Below are 17130 nucleotides of genomic sequence, written 5' to 3'. Positions count from 1 at the left end.
CTCTGCTCGGTCACGTCGTCAGTCCTCCAGTGCTGCAAGCCCCGGCAGGGTCTTGCCTTCCAGGTATTCCAGGCTCGCGCCGCCACCCGTGGAAATGTGGCCGAAAGCCGACTCGTCGAAGCCCAGGATGCGGACGGCCGCGGCCGAGTCGCCGCCGCCGACGACCGTGAAGGCCGGGGAGTCGATGAGGGCCTGGGCCACCGCGCGGGTGCCCTCGGCGTAGTCCGGGTGCTCGAAGACGCCCATCGGGCCGTTCCAGAAGACGGTGGCGGTGTCCGCGAGCTTGGCCGCGAAGAGCTTGCGCGACTCCGGGCCGATGTCCAGGCCGATCAGGTCGGCCGGGATGCCGTCGACCGGCACGGTGACCGGGTCGCTCGGCGTCTTGGCCTTCAGGTCGGGGAACTCGGGGCTGCCGACGACGTCGACGGGCAGCACGAACTCCACGCCCTTGGCCTTCGCCCGCGCCAGGTAGTCCTGCACCACGGGGATCTGGTCCTCCTGGAGCAGGCTGCTGCCGACCTCGTGGCCCTGGGCCTTGAGGAAGGTGAAGACCATGCCGCCGCCGACCAGGATGCGGTCGGCCTTCTCCAGCAGGTGGTCGATGACCCCGAGCTTGTCGGACACCTTCGAGCCGCCCAGCACGACCGCGTACGGCCGCGCGACGTCCTCGGTGAGCTTCTTGAGCACACCGACCTCGGTGGCGATCAGCCCGCCGGCGGCGTGCGGCAGCCGGGCCGGCAGGTCGTAGACCGAGGCGTGCTTGCGGTGCACGGCGCCGAAGCCGTCGCCGACGTAGGTGTCGGCGAGCGCCGCGAGCTGGTCGGCGAACGCGCCGCGCTCGGCGTCGTCCTTGCTGGTCTCGCCCGCGTTGAAGCGCAGGTTCTCCAGCAGCGCGACCTGCCCGTCGGCCAGGCCTTCGACGGTGGCGGTCGCGCTGTCGCCGACGGTGTCGGTGGCGAACGACACGTCCTTGCCCAGCAGCTCACCGAGCCGCTTCGCGACCGGCGCGAGCGAGAACTGCGGGTCGGGCGCGCCCTTGGGACGGCCCAGGTGGGAGGCGACGATCACCCGCGCGCCGGCCTCGGCGAGCTTGGTGATGGTCGGTACGGCGGCGCGGATCCGGCCGTCGTCGGTGATGGTCTCGCCCGCGAGCGGCACGTTCAGGTCGGCGCGGACGAAGACCCGCTTGCCCGCCACCCGCCCCTCGCCGATGAGGTCGTCGATCGTCTTCATCTTCTGCGGTCACTCCGGTCTGCCGGCCCGGCCGCTCGGCCGGGTCTGCCTGGGTCTGCCCTGTCTGCTTGCGGGGGGCACCGCACGGCGACAGGGCCCGGCGCGGGCGCTCCGTCGCGCCCGGCCGGACCCTGTCCCTCACATCCGCGGTGCCGTGTCGGCTGTGCCGTCTGCTGCTGCCGTGCGGCAGGTCAGAGCTGACCGCCGACGAAGACCGTCAGGTCCACCAGGCGGTTGGAGTAGCCCCACTCGTTGTCGTACCAGCCGATGACCTTGACCGTCTTGCCCTGCGCCATGGTCAGCGAGGAGTCGAAGGTGCAGGAGGCCGGCCAGTTGACGATGTCCGAGGACACGATCGCGTCCTCGGTGTACTCCAGGATGCCCTTGAGCTGGCCCTCGGCGGCCTTCTGGAAGGCGGCGTTGACCTCGTCCTTGGTGACCTCGCGCTCCAGGTCGACGACCAGGTCGGTGACCGAGCCGGTCGGGACCGGCACGCGCATGGCGATGCCGTCCAGCTTGCCCTTGAGCTGCGGGATGACCAGCGCGGTGGCCTTCGCGGCGCCCGTGGTGGTCGGGATGATGTTCTCCGCCGCCGCGCGGGCGCGCCGCAGGTCCTTGTGCGGGAAGTCCAGGATCCGCTGGTCGTTGGTGTACGCGTGGACCGTGGTCATCAGGCCCTTGACGATGCCGAAGTTCTCCAGCAGCACCTTCGCCATCGGCGCCACACAGTTCGTCGTGCAGGACGCGTTGGAGATGATGTTGTGGTTGGCGGGGTCGTACTGGTCCTGGTTGACGCCCATCACGATCGTGATGTCCTCGTCGGAGGCGGGCGCCGAGATGATGACCTTCTTGGCACCGCCGGCCAGGTGCTTGCCGGCGTCGGCGGCCTTGGTGAAGATGCCGGTCGACTCGACGACGATGTCGACGCCCAGCTCGCCCCAGTTCAGCGCGGCCGGGTCGCGCTCGGCGAGCACCTTGATGGTCTTGCCGTCCACCGTGATGGAGTCGGCGGTGTGGGTCACCTCGGCCTTGAGGCGGCCCAGGATGGTGTCGTACTTCAGCAGGTGTGCCGTGGTCGCGGTGTCACCCAGGTCGTTGACAGCCACGATCTCGATGTCCGCGCCCTGCTCCAGGACGGCGCGGAAGAAGTTACGACCGATGCGGCCAAAGCCGTTGATGCCTACCCGGATCGTCACGAACCGATCTCCTCGCTCAGTCGCCGGAATCCGTTCCGGCTGCGAAATATGGGATGTCCCCGACCACGTCCGACCCTACCTCGCCCGTGTCGCGCGAGTGACATTGCCCATCCCGGGCCGAGCGTTTTCCGCTCCCGCGGGGGGCGCGTCCCGCGTGCGGCCGCGCCCCCGGGGGCACGGGCCCTGCCCGGCAGGTGAGATCAGCCGACCATCTCGTCGGTGAGGCTGGCCTCCGTGCCCGGCAGGCCCAGGTCGGAGGCGCGCTTGTCCGCCATCGCGAGCAGGCGGCGGATCCGGCCGGCCACCGCGTCCTTGGTGAGCGGCGGCTCCGCGAGGGAGCCCAGCTCCTCCAGCGAGGCCTGCTTGTGGTCCATCCGCAGCCGGCCCGCGGCGGCGAGGTGCTCGGGAACCTCCTCGCCGAGGATCTCCAGAGCCCGCGCGACCCGCGCGCCCGCCGCCACCGCCGCCCGCGCGGACCTGCGCAGATTCGCGTCGTCGAAGTTGGCGAGCCGGTTCGCCGTGGCCCGCACCTCGCGCCGCATCCGGCGCTCCTCCCAGGCCAGGACGGAGTCGTGGGCGCCGAGCCGGGTCAGCAGCGCGCCGATCGCGTCACCGTCGCGTACGACGACACGGTCGACGTTGCGCACCTCGCGGGCCTTCGCCGGGATCTGCAGCCGGCGGGCGGCGCCGACCAGGGCGAGCGCGGCCTCGGGGCCGGGGCAGGTGACCTCCAGCGAGGAGGAGCGGCCGGGCTCGGTGAGCGAGCCGTGCGCCAGGAAGGCCCCGCGCCACGCGGCCTCCGCGTCGCAGGTGGCGCCGGAGACGACCTGCGGGGGCAGCCCGCGGATGGGGCGCCCGCGGCCGTCCACCAGGCCCGTCTGCCGGGCGAGCTGGTCGCCGCCCGCGACGACCCGGACGACGTACCGGCTGCCGCGGCGCAGCCCGCCGGGCGCCATCACGACCAGGTCGGAGGAGTGGCCGAAGATCTCCAGGATGTCCTTGCGCAGCCGCCGCGCCGCGATCCCGGTGTCGAGTTCGGCCTCGATCACGATCCGGCCGCTCACCAGGTGGAGTCCTCCGGCGAAGCGCAGGATCGACGACACCTCCGCCTTGCGGCAGCAGGTCCGGGTGACGGGAAGCCGGGAGATCTCGTCCTTCACCGCTGCCGTCATCGCCATGGGCCGATCCTTCCACGCATACGAAAAATCCGGTCATACGCGGCGGCCAACAACTCCGGGTCGTGCCGCGGCCCGTCGGGGGCGGCGACCGGGGCCAGGTGGACCGTGCCGCCCAACCGCAGCGCGGCCTCGTCGAGGCTGTCACGGTCGGGCACGGCGGCCTCGTCGGCGAGAACCACGTCGATGGTGAGTTTAGGGGCGTGTCGCCCCAAAACCTCCAAGTGACGCTGCGGAGAAAATCCTGGGGTCTCGCCGGGCTGCGGTGCCAGGTTGAGCGTGAGCACCCGCCGGGCACGGGTCGTCATCAGGGCGTCCGCCAGTTCCGGCACCAGCAGATGCGGGATGACCGAGGAGAACCAGGAGCCGGGCCCGAGCACCACCCAGTCGGCGTCAAGTACCGCCTGCACGGCCTCCGGTACGGCCGGCGGGTCGGCCGGCACGACCATGACCTCCTGCACCTCGCCGGGGGTCAGGGCGACGGTGGCCTGCCCGCGGACGGTGCTGATCGCGTCGGGCGCGGCCGGGTCGTGGCCGCGTACGGTCGCGTGCAGGTCGAGCGGGACGGCGGACATCGGCAGCACCCTGCCGTGCGCGCCCAGCAGCCGGCCGACCCACTCCAGCGCGGCGACCTCGTCGTCCAGCTGCTCCCACAGGGCGACGATCAGCAGGTTGCCGACCGCGTGGCCGTGCAGGTCGCCGCCGCTGACGAAGCGGTGCTGGACGACCTGCGACCAGGTCCTGCCCCACTCGTCGTCGCCGCACAGCGCGGCCAGCGCCTTGCGCAGGTCGCCGGGCGGCAGGACGCCCATCTCGCTGCGCAGCCGCCCGCTGGAGCCGCCGTCGTCGGCGACCGTGACGACGGCCGTCAGATCGCCGGTGATCCTGCGCAGCGCGGCGAGCGAGGCGGCCAGCCCGTGGCCGCCGCCGAGCGCCACCACCTTGGGCGGCACGCCGCGCCGGCCCGCCGCGTTGCGCCCGGTGCGGCGGCCGTACCGCCGCCCCGCCATGATCACTCGCGCCCCATGTCCCGATGCACCGTCACCGTCTCCACTCCGTCCGCCGCCAGCCGCTGGGCCAGCCGTTCCGACATCGCCACGCTGCGGTGCTTGCCGCCCGTGCAGCCCACCGCGATCGTCACGTACCGCTTGCCCTCACGCCGGTAACCGGCGGCGATGATGTGCAGCAGCTCGGCGTAGCGGTCGAGGAACTCCTTGGCGCCCGGCTGGTTGAACACATACGTCGCCACCTCGTCGTTGAGCCCGGTGAAGGGCCGCAGCTCCGGCACCCAGTGCGGGTTCGGCAGGAAGCGGCAGTCCACCACCAGGTCGGCGTCGACGGGCAGGCCGTACTTGAATCCGAACGACATCACGGTGGCCCGGAGTTCCTGCTCCTCCTCACCGGCGAACTGCGCGTCGAGCTTCGCGCGCAGTTCGTGCACGTTGAGGCTGGAGGTGTCGACCACCAGGTCGGCGTCGCCGCGCAGCTCGCGCAGCAGGTCGCGCTCGGCGTTGATGCCGTCCACGATGCGGCCCTGGCCCTGCAGCGGGTGCGGGCGGCGCACCGACTCGAAGCGCCGCACGAGCGCCTCGTCGGAGGCCTCCAGGAAGATCACCCGGCGCTTGACGTGCTTGGTCTCCAGGTCGGCGAGCGACTCGCGGAGGTTGTCGAAGAACTGCCGGCCGCGGACGTCCACGACGACCGCGATCCGCGCCACGTTGCCCTGCGAGCGGGCGCCGAGGTCGACCATGGTCGGGATGAGGGCGGGCGGCAGGTTGTCCACCACGAACCAGCCGAGGTCCTCCAGGCACTTGGCCGCGGTGCTGCGGCCGGCTCCGGACATCCCGGAGATGATCACCAGTTCCGGGATCGCCTGGGCCGGCTGGCCGGCCTCGCCCGGTGCGGTGCTGGTCATACGCGCTGCGTCCTTCTCGGGGCCCGGCTCGGGGCCCTGGTCGGTTTCCTGGTCGGTTTTCTGGCCGGTTTCCCGCTCTGCGTCCTGCTCTGCGTCCTGCTCGCTCATGTGCTCTTCCCCCGTGGGTCGCGCCCGGACGGCACCGGTTGGGTGCCGTCGGCCGGGCCGCCGTCGTCTTCGATGATCTCTCCGGTCGCGGTGTTCACCGCGGGTGCGGCCGGGGCCGCGGTCGCCAGCGCCCCGGCGACCGTCTCCGCCGTACGGCGGCCGATCCCCGGGACCTGGCAGATCTCCTCCACCGTCGCCGCGCGCAGCCGCTTGAGCGACCCGAAGTGCTTCAGCAGCGCCTGCTTGCGGGTCTCGCCCAGACCCGGCACCTGGTCGAGGGCGCCGGCCTTGAGCGTCTTGGTGCGCTTGCTGCGCTGGTAGGTGATGGCGAAGCGGTGGGCCTCGTCACGGACCCGCTGGAGCAGGTAGAGGCCCTCGCTGCTGCGCGGCAGGATGACCGGGTCCTCGTCGTCCGGGACCCAGACCTCCTCCAGGCGCTTGGCCAGGCCGCACACGAAGACGTCGGCTATGCCCAGCTCGTCCAGCGCCCGGCGGGCGGCGGCGACCTGCGGCTTGCCGCCGTCGACGACGACGAGCTGCGGCGGGTAGGCGAACTTGCGCGGGCGGCCGGTGTCCGGGTCGATGGGCCCGGCGGGCTGCTCGCCGCCGCCCTCGGTGTGCCCTTCCGCTGCGTCCGGCTCGCCGTTCGCCGCCGCGTCCGCGTCCTGCGGCTGGTCGGGCTCCCACTCGCCGGTCTTCTGCCGCTCCTGGAGGTAGCGGCGGAAACGCCGGGAGATCACCTCGTGCATGGAGCGGACGTCGTCCTGTCCCGCGAAGGACTTGATCTGGAAGCGGCGGTACTCGCTCTTGCGGGCGAGCCCGTCCTCGAAGACCACCATCGAGGCCACCACGTCCTCACCCTGGAGGTGGCTGATGTCGTAGCACTCGATGCGCAGCGGCGCGGTGTCCAGGTCCAGCGCCGCGGCGATCTCCTCCAGCGCGCGCGACCGGGTGGTCAGGTCCGAGGCGCGCCGGGTCTTGTGCAGCGCCAGCGCCTGCTGCGCGTTGCGCTGCACGGTGGTCATCAGGTCCTTCTTGTCGCCGCGCTGCGGGATCCGCAGGCTCACATGCGAACCGCGCCGGTCGGCGAGCCACTGGGCCAGCGGCTCCACGGGGCTCGGCAGCACCGGGACCAGCACCTCCTTGGGCACGCCACCGCTGCCGCCGGACCGGCTCGCGTCACCGCTCTCCTCGCCGTAGAGCTGCTGGAGGGCGTGCTCGACCAGATCCGCGGTGTCGACCGCCTCGACCTTGTCGGTGACCCAGCCGCGCTGGCCGCGCACCCGGCCGCCGCGGACGTGGAAGATCTGCACGGCCGCTTCCAGGTCGTCCTCGGCGACGGCGATCAGGTCGGCGTCGGTGGCGTCGGCGAGCACGACCGCGTTCTTCTCCATGGCGCGCCGCAGCGCCTCCAGGTCGTCGCGCAGCCGGGCCGCCTGCTCGTACTCCATCTCCGCGGCGGCGTCCTTCATCCGCTGCTCCAGCCGGCGGGTGTACGTGCCGGTGTGGCCGGCCATGAAGTCGCAGAACTCCTCGGCCAGTTCGCGGTGCTCGGCGGGGCTGATCCGGCCGACGCAGGGCGCGGAGCACTTGCCGATGTAGCCGAGCAGGCAGGGCCGGCCGATCTGCGCGGAGCGCTTGAACACCCCGGCGGAGCAGGTGCGGACGGGGAAGACCCGCAGCAGCAGGTCCACGGTCTCGCGGATCGCCCACGCGTGCGCGTACGGGCCGAAGTAGCGCACACCCTTGCGCTTGGGGCCGCGCATGACCTGGACGCGCGGGAAGTCCTCGTTCATGGTGACGGCGAGCGACGGATAGCTCTTGTCGTCACGGTATTTGACGTTGAAGCGCGGGTCGAACTCCTTGATCCAGGAGTATTCGAGCTGCAGCGCCTCCACCTCGGTGGAGACGACCGTCCACTCCACCGACGCCGCCGTGGTGACCATGGTGGCGGTGCGCTGGTGCAGGTTGGTGATGTCCTGGAAGTACGAGGACAGCCGCTGGCGCAGGCTCTTCGCCTTGCCGACGTAGATCACCCGGCCGTGCTCGTCCCGGAATTTGTAGACCCCGGGAGAGTCGGGGATCTGGCCCGGCTTCGGTCGGTAGCTGCTGGGGTCTGCCATGGCTCCCACCCTACTGGCGGGATGCCGCCGACCGGGGTCAGGCTCGGGCTCCCGGAACCGTGCGATCCGGATTCCGGGAGCGGGCCGGACCGCCGGTCAGCTCGCGGGTCCCGCGGTGATCGTGCCGCCCGCCACCGTCAGGTGGACGGCGGGCAGCGGTCTGGTCGCCGGGCCCTGGACCACGGCCCCGGTCTCTGCGTCGAACTGGCTGCCGTGGCAGGGGCAGGACACCGTCGTGCCCTCCACCCGGTCCACCACGCAGCCCGCGTGCGTGCACACCGCGCTGAACGCCTTGAAGGTGCCCTGCTGCGGCTGCGAGACCACCACCCGGTCCTCGCGGTAGAGCTTGGCGCCGCCGACCGGTACGTCACCGGACGGGCCGAGCGCCACCGGCGTGGTGGGCCCGGAGGCGGAGCCGGTCTTGCCGCCGCACGCCGCCAGGCCGATACCGGCCGCGCCGGCGGCCCCGGCGAGGGCCGCCCCGCGCAGGACCGTACGGCGGCAGGGCGCCGGCTGTTCGGTGCTCATCAGGCCTTGGCCGCCCTCTTGCGGGCCGCGGGAGCCTTCTTCGCCGCCGTGGACTTGGCGGCGGTGCTCTTCGCGGCCGTGCCCTTGGTCGCTGCACCCTTGGCCGCCGTGCTCTTGGCCGCGGCGCGCTTCCTGGGCTGGGGCACGGCCGCGTCGCTGACCCGGTCGGCGCCCAGCACGTCCCGCAGGAACTTGCCGGTGTGGCTGGCCGGGACGGCGGCGACCTGCTCGGGGGTGCCCTCGGCGATGACCAGGCCACCGCCGCTGCCGCCCTCGGGGCCCATGTCGATGACCCAGTCGGCCGTCTTGATGACGTCCAGGTTGTGCTCGATGACGACCACCGAGTTGCCCTTGTCGACCAGTCCGGAGAGCACCTTGATGAGCTTGCTGATGTCCTCGAAGTGCAGGCCGGTGGTGGGCTCGTCCAGGACGTAGACCGTACGGCCGGTCGAGCGCTTCTGCAGCTCGGAGGCGAGCTTGACGCGCTGCGCCTCACCGCCGGACAGCGTCGGCGCGGACTGGCCGAGCCGGACGTAGCCGAGGCCGACGTCATTGAGGGTGCGCAGGTGGCGGGCGATGGCCGGTACCGCCTCGAAGAAGTCCAGCGCCTCTTCGATGGGCATGTCCAGCACCTCGGCGATGGACTTGCCCTTGTAGTGCACCTCCAGGGTCTCCCGGTTGTAGCGCGCGCCGTGGCAGACCTCGCAGGGCACGTACACGTCCGGCAGGAAGTTCATCTCGATCTTGATGGTGCCGTCGCCCGCGCAGTTCTCGCAGCGGCCGCCCTTGACGTTGAAGGAGAAGCGGCCCGGCAGATAGCCGCGCACCTTCGCCTCCATCGTCTCCGCGAACAGCCGCCTGACGTGGTCGAACACCCCGGTGTACGTCGCCGGGTTGGACCGCGGGGTGCGGCCGATGGGCGACTGGTCGACATGCACGACCTTGTCCACCTGGTCGTCGCCGTCGACCCGGGTGTGGCGGCCGGGGACGCTGCGCGCGCCGTTCAGCTCGCGCGCCAGGTGGGTGTAGAGGATGTCGTTGACCAGCGTGGACTTGCCGGAGCCGGACACGCCCGTAACGGCGGTGAGCACACCCAGCGGGAAGGACACGTCGATGTCCTGGAGGTTGTGCTCGCGCGCGCCGTGCACCGTCAGCTGCCGCTTGCGGTCGATCGGGCGGCGCACGTCGGGCGTCGGGATGACCCGCTTGCCCGCCAGGTACTGCCCGGTGAGCGACTCGTCGTTGCCCAGCAGCTCCTTGAGGGAGCCGGAGTGGACGACCTTGCCGCCGTGCTCACCGGCGCCGGGGCCGATGTCGACGACCCAGTCGGCGGTCTTGATGGTGTCCTCGTCGTGCTCCACGACGATGAGCGTGTTGCCCAGGTCGCGCAGCCGGACCAGGGTCTCGATCAGCCGGTGGTTGTCGCGCTGGTGCAGGCCGATGGACGGCTCGTCCAGCACGTAGAGCACGCCGACCAGGCCGGAGCCGATCTGGGTGGCGAGCCGGATGCGCTGCGCCTCGCCGCCGGACAGGGTGCCGGCCGCGCGGTTGAGCGAGAGGTAGTCCAGGCCGACGTCGACCAGGAAGCGCAGCCGCTCGTTGACCTCCTTGAGCACCCGCTCGGCGATCTTGCGGTCGCGCGCGTCGAGCTTCATGGCGCCGAGGAAGTCCGCGCAGTCGCTGATCGACATCGCCGAGACGTCGGCGATGGACCTGTCCTGCACGGTGACGGCCAGCACGATCGGCTTGAGCCGGCTGCCCTGACAGGTCGGGCAGGGCACCTCGCGCATGTAGCCCTCGAAGCGCTCCCGGCTGGAGTCGCTCTCGGAGTCCTGGTGGCGGCGCTTGACGAACGGGATGGCGCCCTCGAAATGCGCGTTGTAGGCGCGCTCGCGGCCGTACCGGTTCTTGTACGCGACGCGGATCTCCGATTTGTGGCCGTGGAGCAGCGCCTTCTTGGCGCGCGCGGGCAGCCCGGCGAACGGGATGTCGGTGCGGAAGCCCAGCTCGGAGGCCAGTCCGTCGACCAGGCGCTCGAAGTAGCCCTTGGACATGCCGCCGGTCCAGGGCGCGATGGCGCCTTCCTGGAGCGTCTTCTGGTCGTCCGGGACGACCAGCTCCGGGTCGACCTCCATACGGGAGCCGATGCCGGTGCAGTCGGGGCAGGCGCCGAAGGGCGAGTTGAAGGAGAAGGAGCGCGGCTCCAGCTCCTCGAAGGACAGATCGTCGTACGGGCAGTACAGGTGCTCGGAGAACATCCGCTCGCGCTGCGGGTCGTCCTCCGGCAGGTCGACGAAGTCCAGGATGACCATGCCGCCGGACAGGCCGAGGGCGGTCTCCACGGAGTCGGTGAGCCGGCGCTTGGCGGAGTCCTTGACCGTGAGGCGGTCGACGACCACCTCGATGGTGTGCTTCTCCTGCTTCTTGAGCTTCGGCGGGTCGGTCAGCTGGACGGTCGTGCCGTCCACCCGGGCCCGACTGTAGCCCTTGGTCTGCAGATCGCCGAAGAGGTCGACGAACTCGCCCTTGCGCTCGCGCACCAGCGGGGAGAGCACCTGGAAACGGCTGCCCTCCTCCAGCTCCAGCACCTTGTCGACGATCGCCTGCGGCGACTGCCGGGAGATCGGGCGCCCGCACTCGGGGCAGTGCGGCTTGCCGATCCGGGCGAAGAGCAGCCGGAGGTAGTCGTAGACCTCGGTGATGGTGCCGACGGTGGACCGCGGGTTGCGCGACGTCGACTTCTGGTCGATCGAGACGGCCGGTGACAGGCCTTCGATGAAGTCGACGTCGGGCTTGTCCATCTGGCCGAGGAACTGCCGGGCGTAGGACGACAGTGACTCCACGTAGCGGCGCTGGCCCTCGGCGAAGATCGTGTCGAAGGCGAGCGAGGACTTGCCGGAGCCGGACAGCCCGGTGAACACGATGAGCGAGTCCCGGGGCAGCTCCAGCGAGACGTTCTTCAGGTTGTGCTCGCGAGCGCCACGGACGATGAGTCGATCGGCCACGCCAGTGCGCACCTTTCCTAGAAACGGGGGGAGAGTCGTCACCCCCCAGTCAGCCTAAACGGGGAGCCCACGGCATTTCTTCCTGTCGCGGAGGTTGCGACACACCGACCATATAGCACGTGCATTCGATTTACGGGCTCGTGCCGGCAGGTTCACCCGATCGTGTGGCGGACATCGCCGCCCACTCCCCGGGGCATACGGAAACCTGATGCCGTACCCCAAGCCTGCACGACACCACTGACAACGCCGCCCGACGACGCCGACCCCCTGGAGCGCCCGTGACCGTCCAACGACCCGATCCCGAGCGCGATGCGGCCGAGGTGGCCGCGGCCACCTCCGAGCTGCTCGACACCGCTGCCGGGCTGTCCGCGGAGGACCTCGCAAGGCCCTCGCTGCTGCCCGGCTGGACCCGCGGCCACGTCCTGGCCCACGTCGCCCGCAACGCCGACGCGCTGGTGAACCTGCTCACATGGGCGCGGACGGGCGAGGAGACCCCGATGTACACCGACGCCGCCACCCGCGACCGCGACATCGAGGCGGGCGCCGCCAGGAGCCCCGAGGAGCAGCTCGCCGACCTGCGCGCATCGGCCGACCGGTTCGCCGCGGCCGCCGCCGGGATGCCCCCGGCCGGCTGGGCGGCGCAGGTCACGATGCGCTCGGGCCGGGTCGTCGCGGCGGCCGAGGTGCCCTGGCTGCGACTGGTGGAGGTGCGGATGCACCACGTCGACCTGGACGCCGGCCCCGGCACGGACGACCTGCCCGCCGACTTCGCCGACCGCGAGCTGGCCTATGTCGTCGACCGGCTCGCGGCGCACGAGGGGGTGGCCGCGGTACGGCTGCGCGACACCGGCTCCGGCGCCACATGGGACCTGGGCGCCGCCGCGGAGCCGGAGCTGACGGTGGCGGGCCCGGCCCGCGCGCTGCTGGCGTGGGTCAGCGGGCGCGGCACCGGCGAGAAGCTCGACGTGAGCCCCGCCGGACACGCCCTGCCGGTGCTGCCACCGCTAGGCTGACGCCATGGCCTACAGCGGACAGGTGACGGTGGGCGGACCCGCCGACGCGCACGAACTGACCGACCTCATCATCAGCAAGGTCGCGGTCGGCGCGATGGAGAACAACGCATATCTGCTGCGCTGCCGGGCGACCGGCGAGCAGCTGCTGATCGACGCGGCCGCGGAGCCCGCGACACTGCTGAACCTGGTCGGCGAGGACGGCCTCGCCTCGGTGGTGACCACCCACCGGCACCAGGACCACTGGCAGGCGCTGCGCGAGGTCGTGGACGCGACCGGGGCGCGTACCTACGCGGGCCGGGAGGACGCGGACGGCATCCCGGTCCCGACCGACGTGCTCGTGGACGACGGCGACACGGTGACGGTCGGCCGGATCACCCTGACCGCGCGCCACATCGTGGGCCACACCCCGGGCAGCATCGCGCTGGTCTACGACGACCCGCACGGCCACCCGCACGTCTTCACCGGCGACTGCCTCTTCCCCGGCGGCGTCGGCAACACCTTCGGGGACACGGTGGCCTTCACCTCGCTCCTCGACGACGTGACGGAGAAGGTCTTCGGCCCGCTGCCGGACGAGGCCTGGGTCTACCCCGGCCACGGCAACGACACCACGCTCGGCGCCGAGCGCCCGCACCTGGCGGAGTGGCGCGAGCGCGGCTGGTGACGCCGGGCGACCGCCGCGCCTGATCCGCCCCCTTCCCCCCTTCCCGCCTTCCCGCTTCCCGCTTCCCGCGGGCGGGTGTGCGGGCGCGCGCGAAGCACGAAGCGGCTTCCGCTACACCCTGTCATCCGTCAGGAGCGGAGCGTGCTCGACGGTGGCTACTTTTCTGATGGCTGGACGGACCAGCCATCGGAGAAGGAGCACATCATGCGGAAGATCACGAAGGCGATCACGGCCCTGGTGTTCGCGGCGAGCGTGGCCGCGACGGGCGGCATCGCCCAGGCGCAGCCCGCAGGCGACTCGTGGGACGGCTGCCCCTCCGGGGCCGTGTGCGTCTACGGCCAGGACGCCCCGGCGCAGACGCCGACGGCCGTCTACTACAGCTACGGCGCCCACAACCTGAGCAACCAGCTCGGCTGGCACTGGGTGCTCAACAACCAGACGGGCGGCGCCCACGCCCATCTGTGCCTCGGCTACGACGGGGCGAACTGCACCTACGACATCGCCCCGCAGACCGGGGTGCGCGCCGACCTCACCCCGGTCAACTCCATCACCCTGGACCGCCCGTAGCGGCGGCGCGCGGTGCGTAGTCGGCCATGAAGCGGCGGACCTTGTCGACGTACGGCCGCAGCCGGGCGGGCACCCCTCCCGCGTCGAGGACGGTCCGGACGCTGGTGCGGTAGGAAGCGGCGATCCACGAGGGGAGATCGCCGCGCATACCGCGCTGCTTGAGCTGCTGGTCGATCCAGCACAGGTACACGCCCATGGTCGCGATGGCGTCCGGCGGCGACATGTAGTCCTTGGTGCCGTCGAGGTCGCCGTCGACGGCCCAGGAGGCGAAGACCCGGGGCGTCCACATCGCCACCCCGTACTCGTCGGTGGCCGGCCGGCGGGCGTGGACGTCGAAGCCGCTCTCCGCCTTGAGCATCGCGGCGACCAGGGCGGGAGTCACTTCGGGCTGCACGCACAGCCGGGTGGCCTGGTCGATCGCGGGGCGCAGGGTGACAGGGACGTCGGAGCCGGCGGGCAGCGCGTCGGCGAGGGGGGCGACCGGCGCCGCGCGGGTGCCGTCCGGCCGGGCCGCGGGGGCGTGGGCGGAGTGGCCGTGCTCCGCCGACAGCAGTCCGGCGGCGGCGCCCGAGGCGAGGAGCAGCCCGCTCGCCGCGGCGGCGGCCCGCCGGATCCGGCGCCGGGCCGGGCGGGGCGGTGCGGTCCGGCCGGGGGCGGGGACGGGTCCGGCGGTCAGCGCGGCGACGCGCTCGGTGAGCAGGGTGGCGGTCAGACCGGCGCGGCGGGCGTGGTCGGGGGCCAGGCAGTCGGTGACGAGGCGGCGCCAGTCGTCGGGAAGGGAGGAGTCGAGCCGCAGCGGCGCCGCGCCGCGGGCGTAGGACTGGGCGGCCAGCGCGCGGGCGCGGGCGGTGGCGCCGGGGAAGGGGTGCAGTCCGCCGCACAGCACCTCGTGGGCGAGCACGCCGTAGGCCCAGATGTCGGCGCTGGGCCGGACGGCGGTGCCCTGGCTGCCGGTGCGGGCGGACCACCACTCCGGGGGCAGGTGGTCGAGGGTGCCCATGGGCGGGACGTAGGCGTGGGTGCCGTCCAGTTCGGCGGTCAGGCCGAAGTCGGCGAGCCACACCTCGCCGCGCGGGCCGAGCAGGATGTTGGCGGGCTTGAGGTCACCGTGCAGCCAGCCCAGCCCGTGCAGGTAGGCGAGCCCGTCGGCCACGCCGCGCAGGATCCGGTGGGCGTCCACGCGGGGGCCTGCGGGCGGGGGCACGGGCGGCGGGGGGCCGGGCGCGGCGAGGAGGTCCTGGACGCTGCCGGTGGCGCGGTCCATGACCAGGGCGGTGCAGCCGTCGAGCGCGGGGTGGGCCGGGTCGTGGACGATGACGGCTTCGCGGGTGCGGATCAGGTGCGGGTGGCGCGCGGCCAGGCTGAAGCGCACCTCGCGGCGGACCAGGTCGGCCATCGAGGCCTGCTGGCCGGGGGTGAGCAGGGCAGTGCCGAGGAGTTTGACGGCGACCGGGGTGCCGTCCGGGCCCTCGGCGGTGTAGACGCTGCCCCAACTGCCGGAGCCGATGAGGCCGGTGACGGTCCAGTCGCCGATCCGGTAGCCCTGGGGGACGTCGGCGGGGTGCTGGTGCATGGTCAGGCCGTTCCGGCGGGACGGCGGGGGGCCGTGCGGGACGGGAGGAGGGTCAGGTGCTCCTCGCGGACGAGGTCGAAGCGCAGGGCGAAGGCGATGAGTTCGGCGCGTTTCCCGCCGGCGAGGGTGTCGGGGGCCTCGGGGTCGGCCGTCTCGTCGCCGAGCCGGAGCTTGGTCGTGGCGAGATAGCCGATGTGGTAGTTGACGGCGGAGCGGGTGAGGTCGTGGCAGGAGGGGAGCGGGCGCAGCCGGTCCAGGACGTCGCCGACGCGCGGGACGGCGCCGGTCGAGGGGTTGCGGAGCCTCGGCTCGCACAGGGCGAGCAGGACGAGGAAGTACTTCGCGGTCGGGTCGAGGGCGAAGGGGGTGACGGTGTGGTCGCCGGCCGCGGGGTCGGTGCCGGGGTCGTCGCGGTAGGCGTGCTGGGGGGCGAAGACCTTGAAGCCGGCGTCGGCACCCTCGGAGGGCAGGACGACCCGGGAGAACTCGAAGGGGACGGGCGCGCCCAGCCGTCCGGGGGCGACCTTGATGTGCTCGCCGGCGCCTTCGAGGTTCTCCACCACATAGGTGGCGGTGCGGCTGTAGTTGGACAGCCGCCAGTAGTCCTCGGCGGCGGTGATCTGCCCGGCGCAGCGGGAGACCCCGGGGTCGGTGAGCCGGATCGGGACCGGGCGGCCGGGGGCGCCGCGGCCGAAGTCGGCGGTCTGCCCGGGTCCCAGTCTCAGCAGCCGCGGTGGCCCGCACGGCTCGGGCTGCCGCAACCCGCGCACCTCGGGCAGCTGCACGATGACGGTGTCCACGACCCACCCCGTTCGTTCACTCGATCAGCGATCTTCACTGTGAGTGACGAGAAACGCCGGAGCGTAGTTGCGGGAGGAGGGCCGATGGGCCGGGAGTTCACTCGCCCGGGGGAACCCGCTGGGCTGTCCGGGTGACCGGTCGAACGGCCGCGCGACCGCGGGTCGGCGAGTCAGCGGCGGCGGCGCATCCGCTCGCCGACCTCGCCCTGGTCGGTCTCCCACCAGGGCCTGGTCATCTCGGGGACGGCCGGGGGCGGCGCGGGGGTGACCTCGGGCGAAGCCTTGGGAGAGGGTGCGGCCGCGGGGGCGGGGGCCGCCGCTGCGAGGGCCTCGCGGTCCAGGCGGGCGTCCAGTTCGGCGGTCTTGAGGCGTTCGGCGCGCCACCACTCCAGGAAGACCAGCAGGATGAAGGGCAGACCGACGAGTTCGGCGAGCGTCAGCATCAGCCCGCCGCCGAGCATCTGGTCGTGCTCCAGGCTGGGGCCCCAGGTGCGCGGGTGCGCGGTGTACCAGTGGCCGGCGATCAGGCTGCCGCTGGTCATCACGACGATGCCGGGCACCGAGTCGAAGAGCCCGTCGAGGAAGACGAGCGCGGCCCGCACCGGGTGCGAGCACCAGCGTGGCAGGAGTTCCTGGCGGCTGAGCATGGGCAGTACGAAGAGGCTGCCGGTGAGCAGCAGTTGCAGATGCATGAGCTGCCGCACCGCCGGGTTGCCCAGCGCGGTGGCGAAGTAGGGCGTGAAGTAGATGGTCAGCTCGGAGGCGAGCACCAGCAGCGAGCTGACCAGCGGGTAGGTGAGCGCGCGCACCGGCCGGGAGGAGAAGGCGCGGTGCAGCCGCCCGCCCGGGTCGGCCAGGCCGAGCGGGTCGCCGAGCGCGAGGCCCAGCGGCGCGAAGAGGTCCAGCAGGATGTTCTGCACGGCCGCGGGCCAGAAGAGCACCCGGTCGTAGACGGCCAGCGAGGACATCGTCGCGACGACGAGGGTGCCCAGGCCCAGGACGTAGAAGGCGGCGGTCCGCCACAGCGGCCACCGCTCCCCCGCGCACAGTCGGCGGCGCACCCCGTAGGCGTAACCGGCGCCGAGCAGCACGACGACGGCGAGCGCGATGCCGTCGAGCTGCCAGGCGTCCAGGTACCGCGCCCCGGTCAGCTCCGGGAGCGCCTGGGAATTCGCCACATCCGTACCTTTCCGCCGTCCGCCACCGGGGTCACGGTAGACCCCGGGGGACGGC

The 17130-nt window shown here is 72.4% G+C and carries 14 protein-coding genes; 3 read left to right on the top strand and 11 right to left on the bottom strand.

Features of this window, described 5'->3' with window-relative positions; all coding sequences use genetic code 11:
• Window positions 1-18: 18 nt before the first annotated feature.
• From ACWERV_RS07845 to uvrA, 8 genes are all read right to left on the bottom strand, one after another.
• Window positions 19-1233, bottom strand: a complete 1215-nt coding sequence (locus ACWERV_RS07845) for a phosphoglycerate kinase (protein WP_398187378.1) — start codon at window positions 1231-1233, stop codon at window positions 19-21.
• A gap of 191 nt (window positions 1234-1424) precedes the next feature.
• Window positions 1425-2429 carry a type I glyceraldehyde-3-phosphate dehydrogenase gene (gene gap, locus ACWERV_RS07840; RefSeq protein ID WP_452930139.1) on the bottom strand — a complete coding sequence of 335 codons (1005 nt, stop codon included), beginning with the start codon at window positions 2427-2429 and terminating at the stop codon, window positions 1425-1427.
• A gap of 200 nt (window positions 2430-2629) precedes the next feature.
• Window positions 2630-3607 (bottom strand): DNA-binding protein WhiA, encoded by a 978-nt coding sequence (gene whiA, locus ACWERV_RS07835; protein WP_398187372.1) that lies wholly within the window; start codon window positions 3605-3607, stop codon window positions 2630-2632.
• Window positions 3598-4614, bottom strand: coding sequence for a gluconeogenesis factor YvcK family protein (locus tag ACWERV_RS07830; protein WP_398187369.1), 1017 nt, complete (start codon window positions 4612-4614; stop codon window positions 3598-3600). Before ACWERV_RS07830 ends, whiA begins: the two co-directional genes overlap by 10 nt.
• 2 nt (window positions 4615-4616) lie before the next feature.
• Window positions 4617-5519: an RNase adapter RapZ gene (gene rapZ, locus ACWERV_RS07825; RefSeq protein WP_398187647.1), complete on the bottom strand. Its 903-nt coding sequence runs from the start codon at window positions 5517-5519 to the stop codon at window positions 4617-4619.
• Between the two features lie 104 nt (window positions 5520-5623).
• On the bottom strand, window positions 5624-7750 hold the full coding sequence (gene uvrC, locus ACWERV_RS07820; protein ID WP_452930135.1) for an excinuclease ABC subunit UvrC: 2127 nt from the start codon (window positions 7748-7750) through the stop codon (window positions 5624-5626).
• A 96-nt stretch (window positions 7751-7846) separates the two neighbouring features.
• Window positions 7847-8278, bottom strand: coding sequence for a Rieske (2Fe-2S) protein (locus ACWERV_RS07815; RefSeq protein ID WP_452930132.1), 432 nt, complete (start codon window positions 8276-8278; stop codon window positions 7847-7849).
• Window positions 8278-11283, bottom strand: a complete 3006-nt coding sequence (uvrA, locus tag ACWERV_RS07810; RefSeq protein WP_452930130.1) for an excinuclease ABC subunit UvrA — start codon at window positions 11281-11283, stop codon at window positions 8278-8280. The genes ACWERV_RS07815 and uvrA overlap by 1 nt, the downstream gene beginning before the upstream one ends.
• A 278-nt stretch (window positions 11284-11561) precedes the next feature.
• On the opposite strand from uvrA, the gene ACWERV_RS07805 reads away from it, so the two are divergent.
• The 3 genes from ACWERV_RS07805 (at window position 11562) to ACWERV_RS07795 (ending at window position 13524) form a co-directional block, all read left to right on the top strand.
• Window positions 11562-12296 carry a maleylpyruvate isomerase family mycothiol-dependent enzyme gene (locus ACWERV_RS07805; protein ID WP_452930127.1) on the top strand — a complete coding sequence of 245 codons (735 nt, stop codon included), beginning with the start codon at window positions 11562-11564 and terminating at the stop codon, window positions 12294-12296.
• Between the two features lie 4 nt (window positions 12297-12300).
• A complete protein-coding gene (locus ACWERV_RS07800; RefSeq protein WP_452930124.1) occupies window positions 12301-12957 on the top strand; it encodes an MBL fold metallo-hydrolase in 657 nt (218 codons plus the stop codon).
• 204 nt (window positions 12958-13161) lie between these two features.
• A complete protein-coding gene (locus tag ACWERV_RS07795) occupies window positions 13162-13524 on the top strand; it encodes a hypothetical protein (protein ID WP_452930121.1) in 363 nt (120 codons plus the stop codon).
• Here the strand turns inward: ACWERV_RS07795 and ACWERV_RS07790 are convergent.
• From ACWERV_RS07790 to ACWERV_RS07780, 3 genes are all read right to left on the bottom strand, one after another.
• Window positions 13505-15097: a protein kinase domain-containing protein gene (locus ACWERV_RS07790; protein WP_452930119.1), complete on the bottom strand. Its 1593-nt coding sequence runs from the start codon at window positions 15095-15097 to the stop codon at window positions 13505-13507. The two genes, ACWERV_RS07795 and ACWERV_RS07790, sit on opposite strands and share 20 nt — an antisense overlap.
• A 2-nt stretch (window positions 15098-15099) precedes the next feature.
• On the bottom strand, window positions 15100-15897 hold the full coding sequence (locus ACWERV_RS07785; protein ID WP_452930116.1) for a serine/threonine protein kinase: 798 nt from the start codon (window positions 15895-15897) through the stop codon (window positions 15100-15102).
• 170 nt (window positions 15898-16067) lie between these two features.
• On the bottom strand, window positions 16068-17075 hold the full coding sequence (locus ACWERV_RS07780; protein WP_452930113.1) for a cytochrome c oxidase assembly protein: 1008 nt from the start codon (window positions 17073-17075) through the stop codon (window positions 16068-16070).
• Window positions 17076-17130: the final 55 nt, after the last annotated feature.

The organism is Streptomyces sp. NPDC004031 (genome assembly GCF_053604375.1).
The sequence above is the reverse complement of the archived record's forward strand: the minus strand, read 5'-3'. Positions and strand labels throughout refer to the sequence as shown.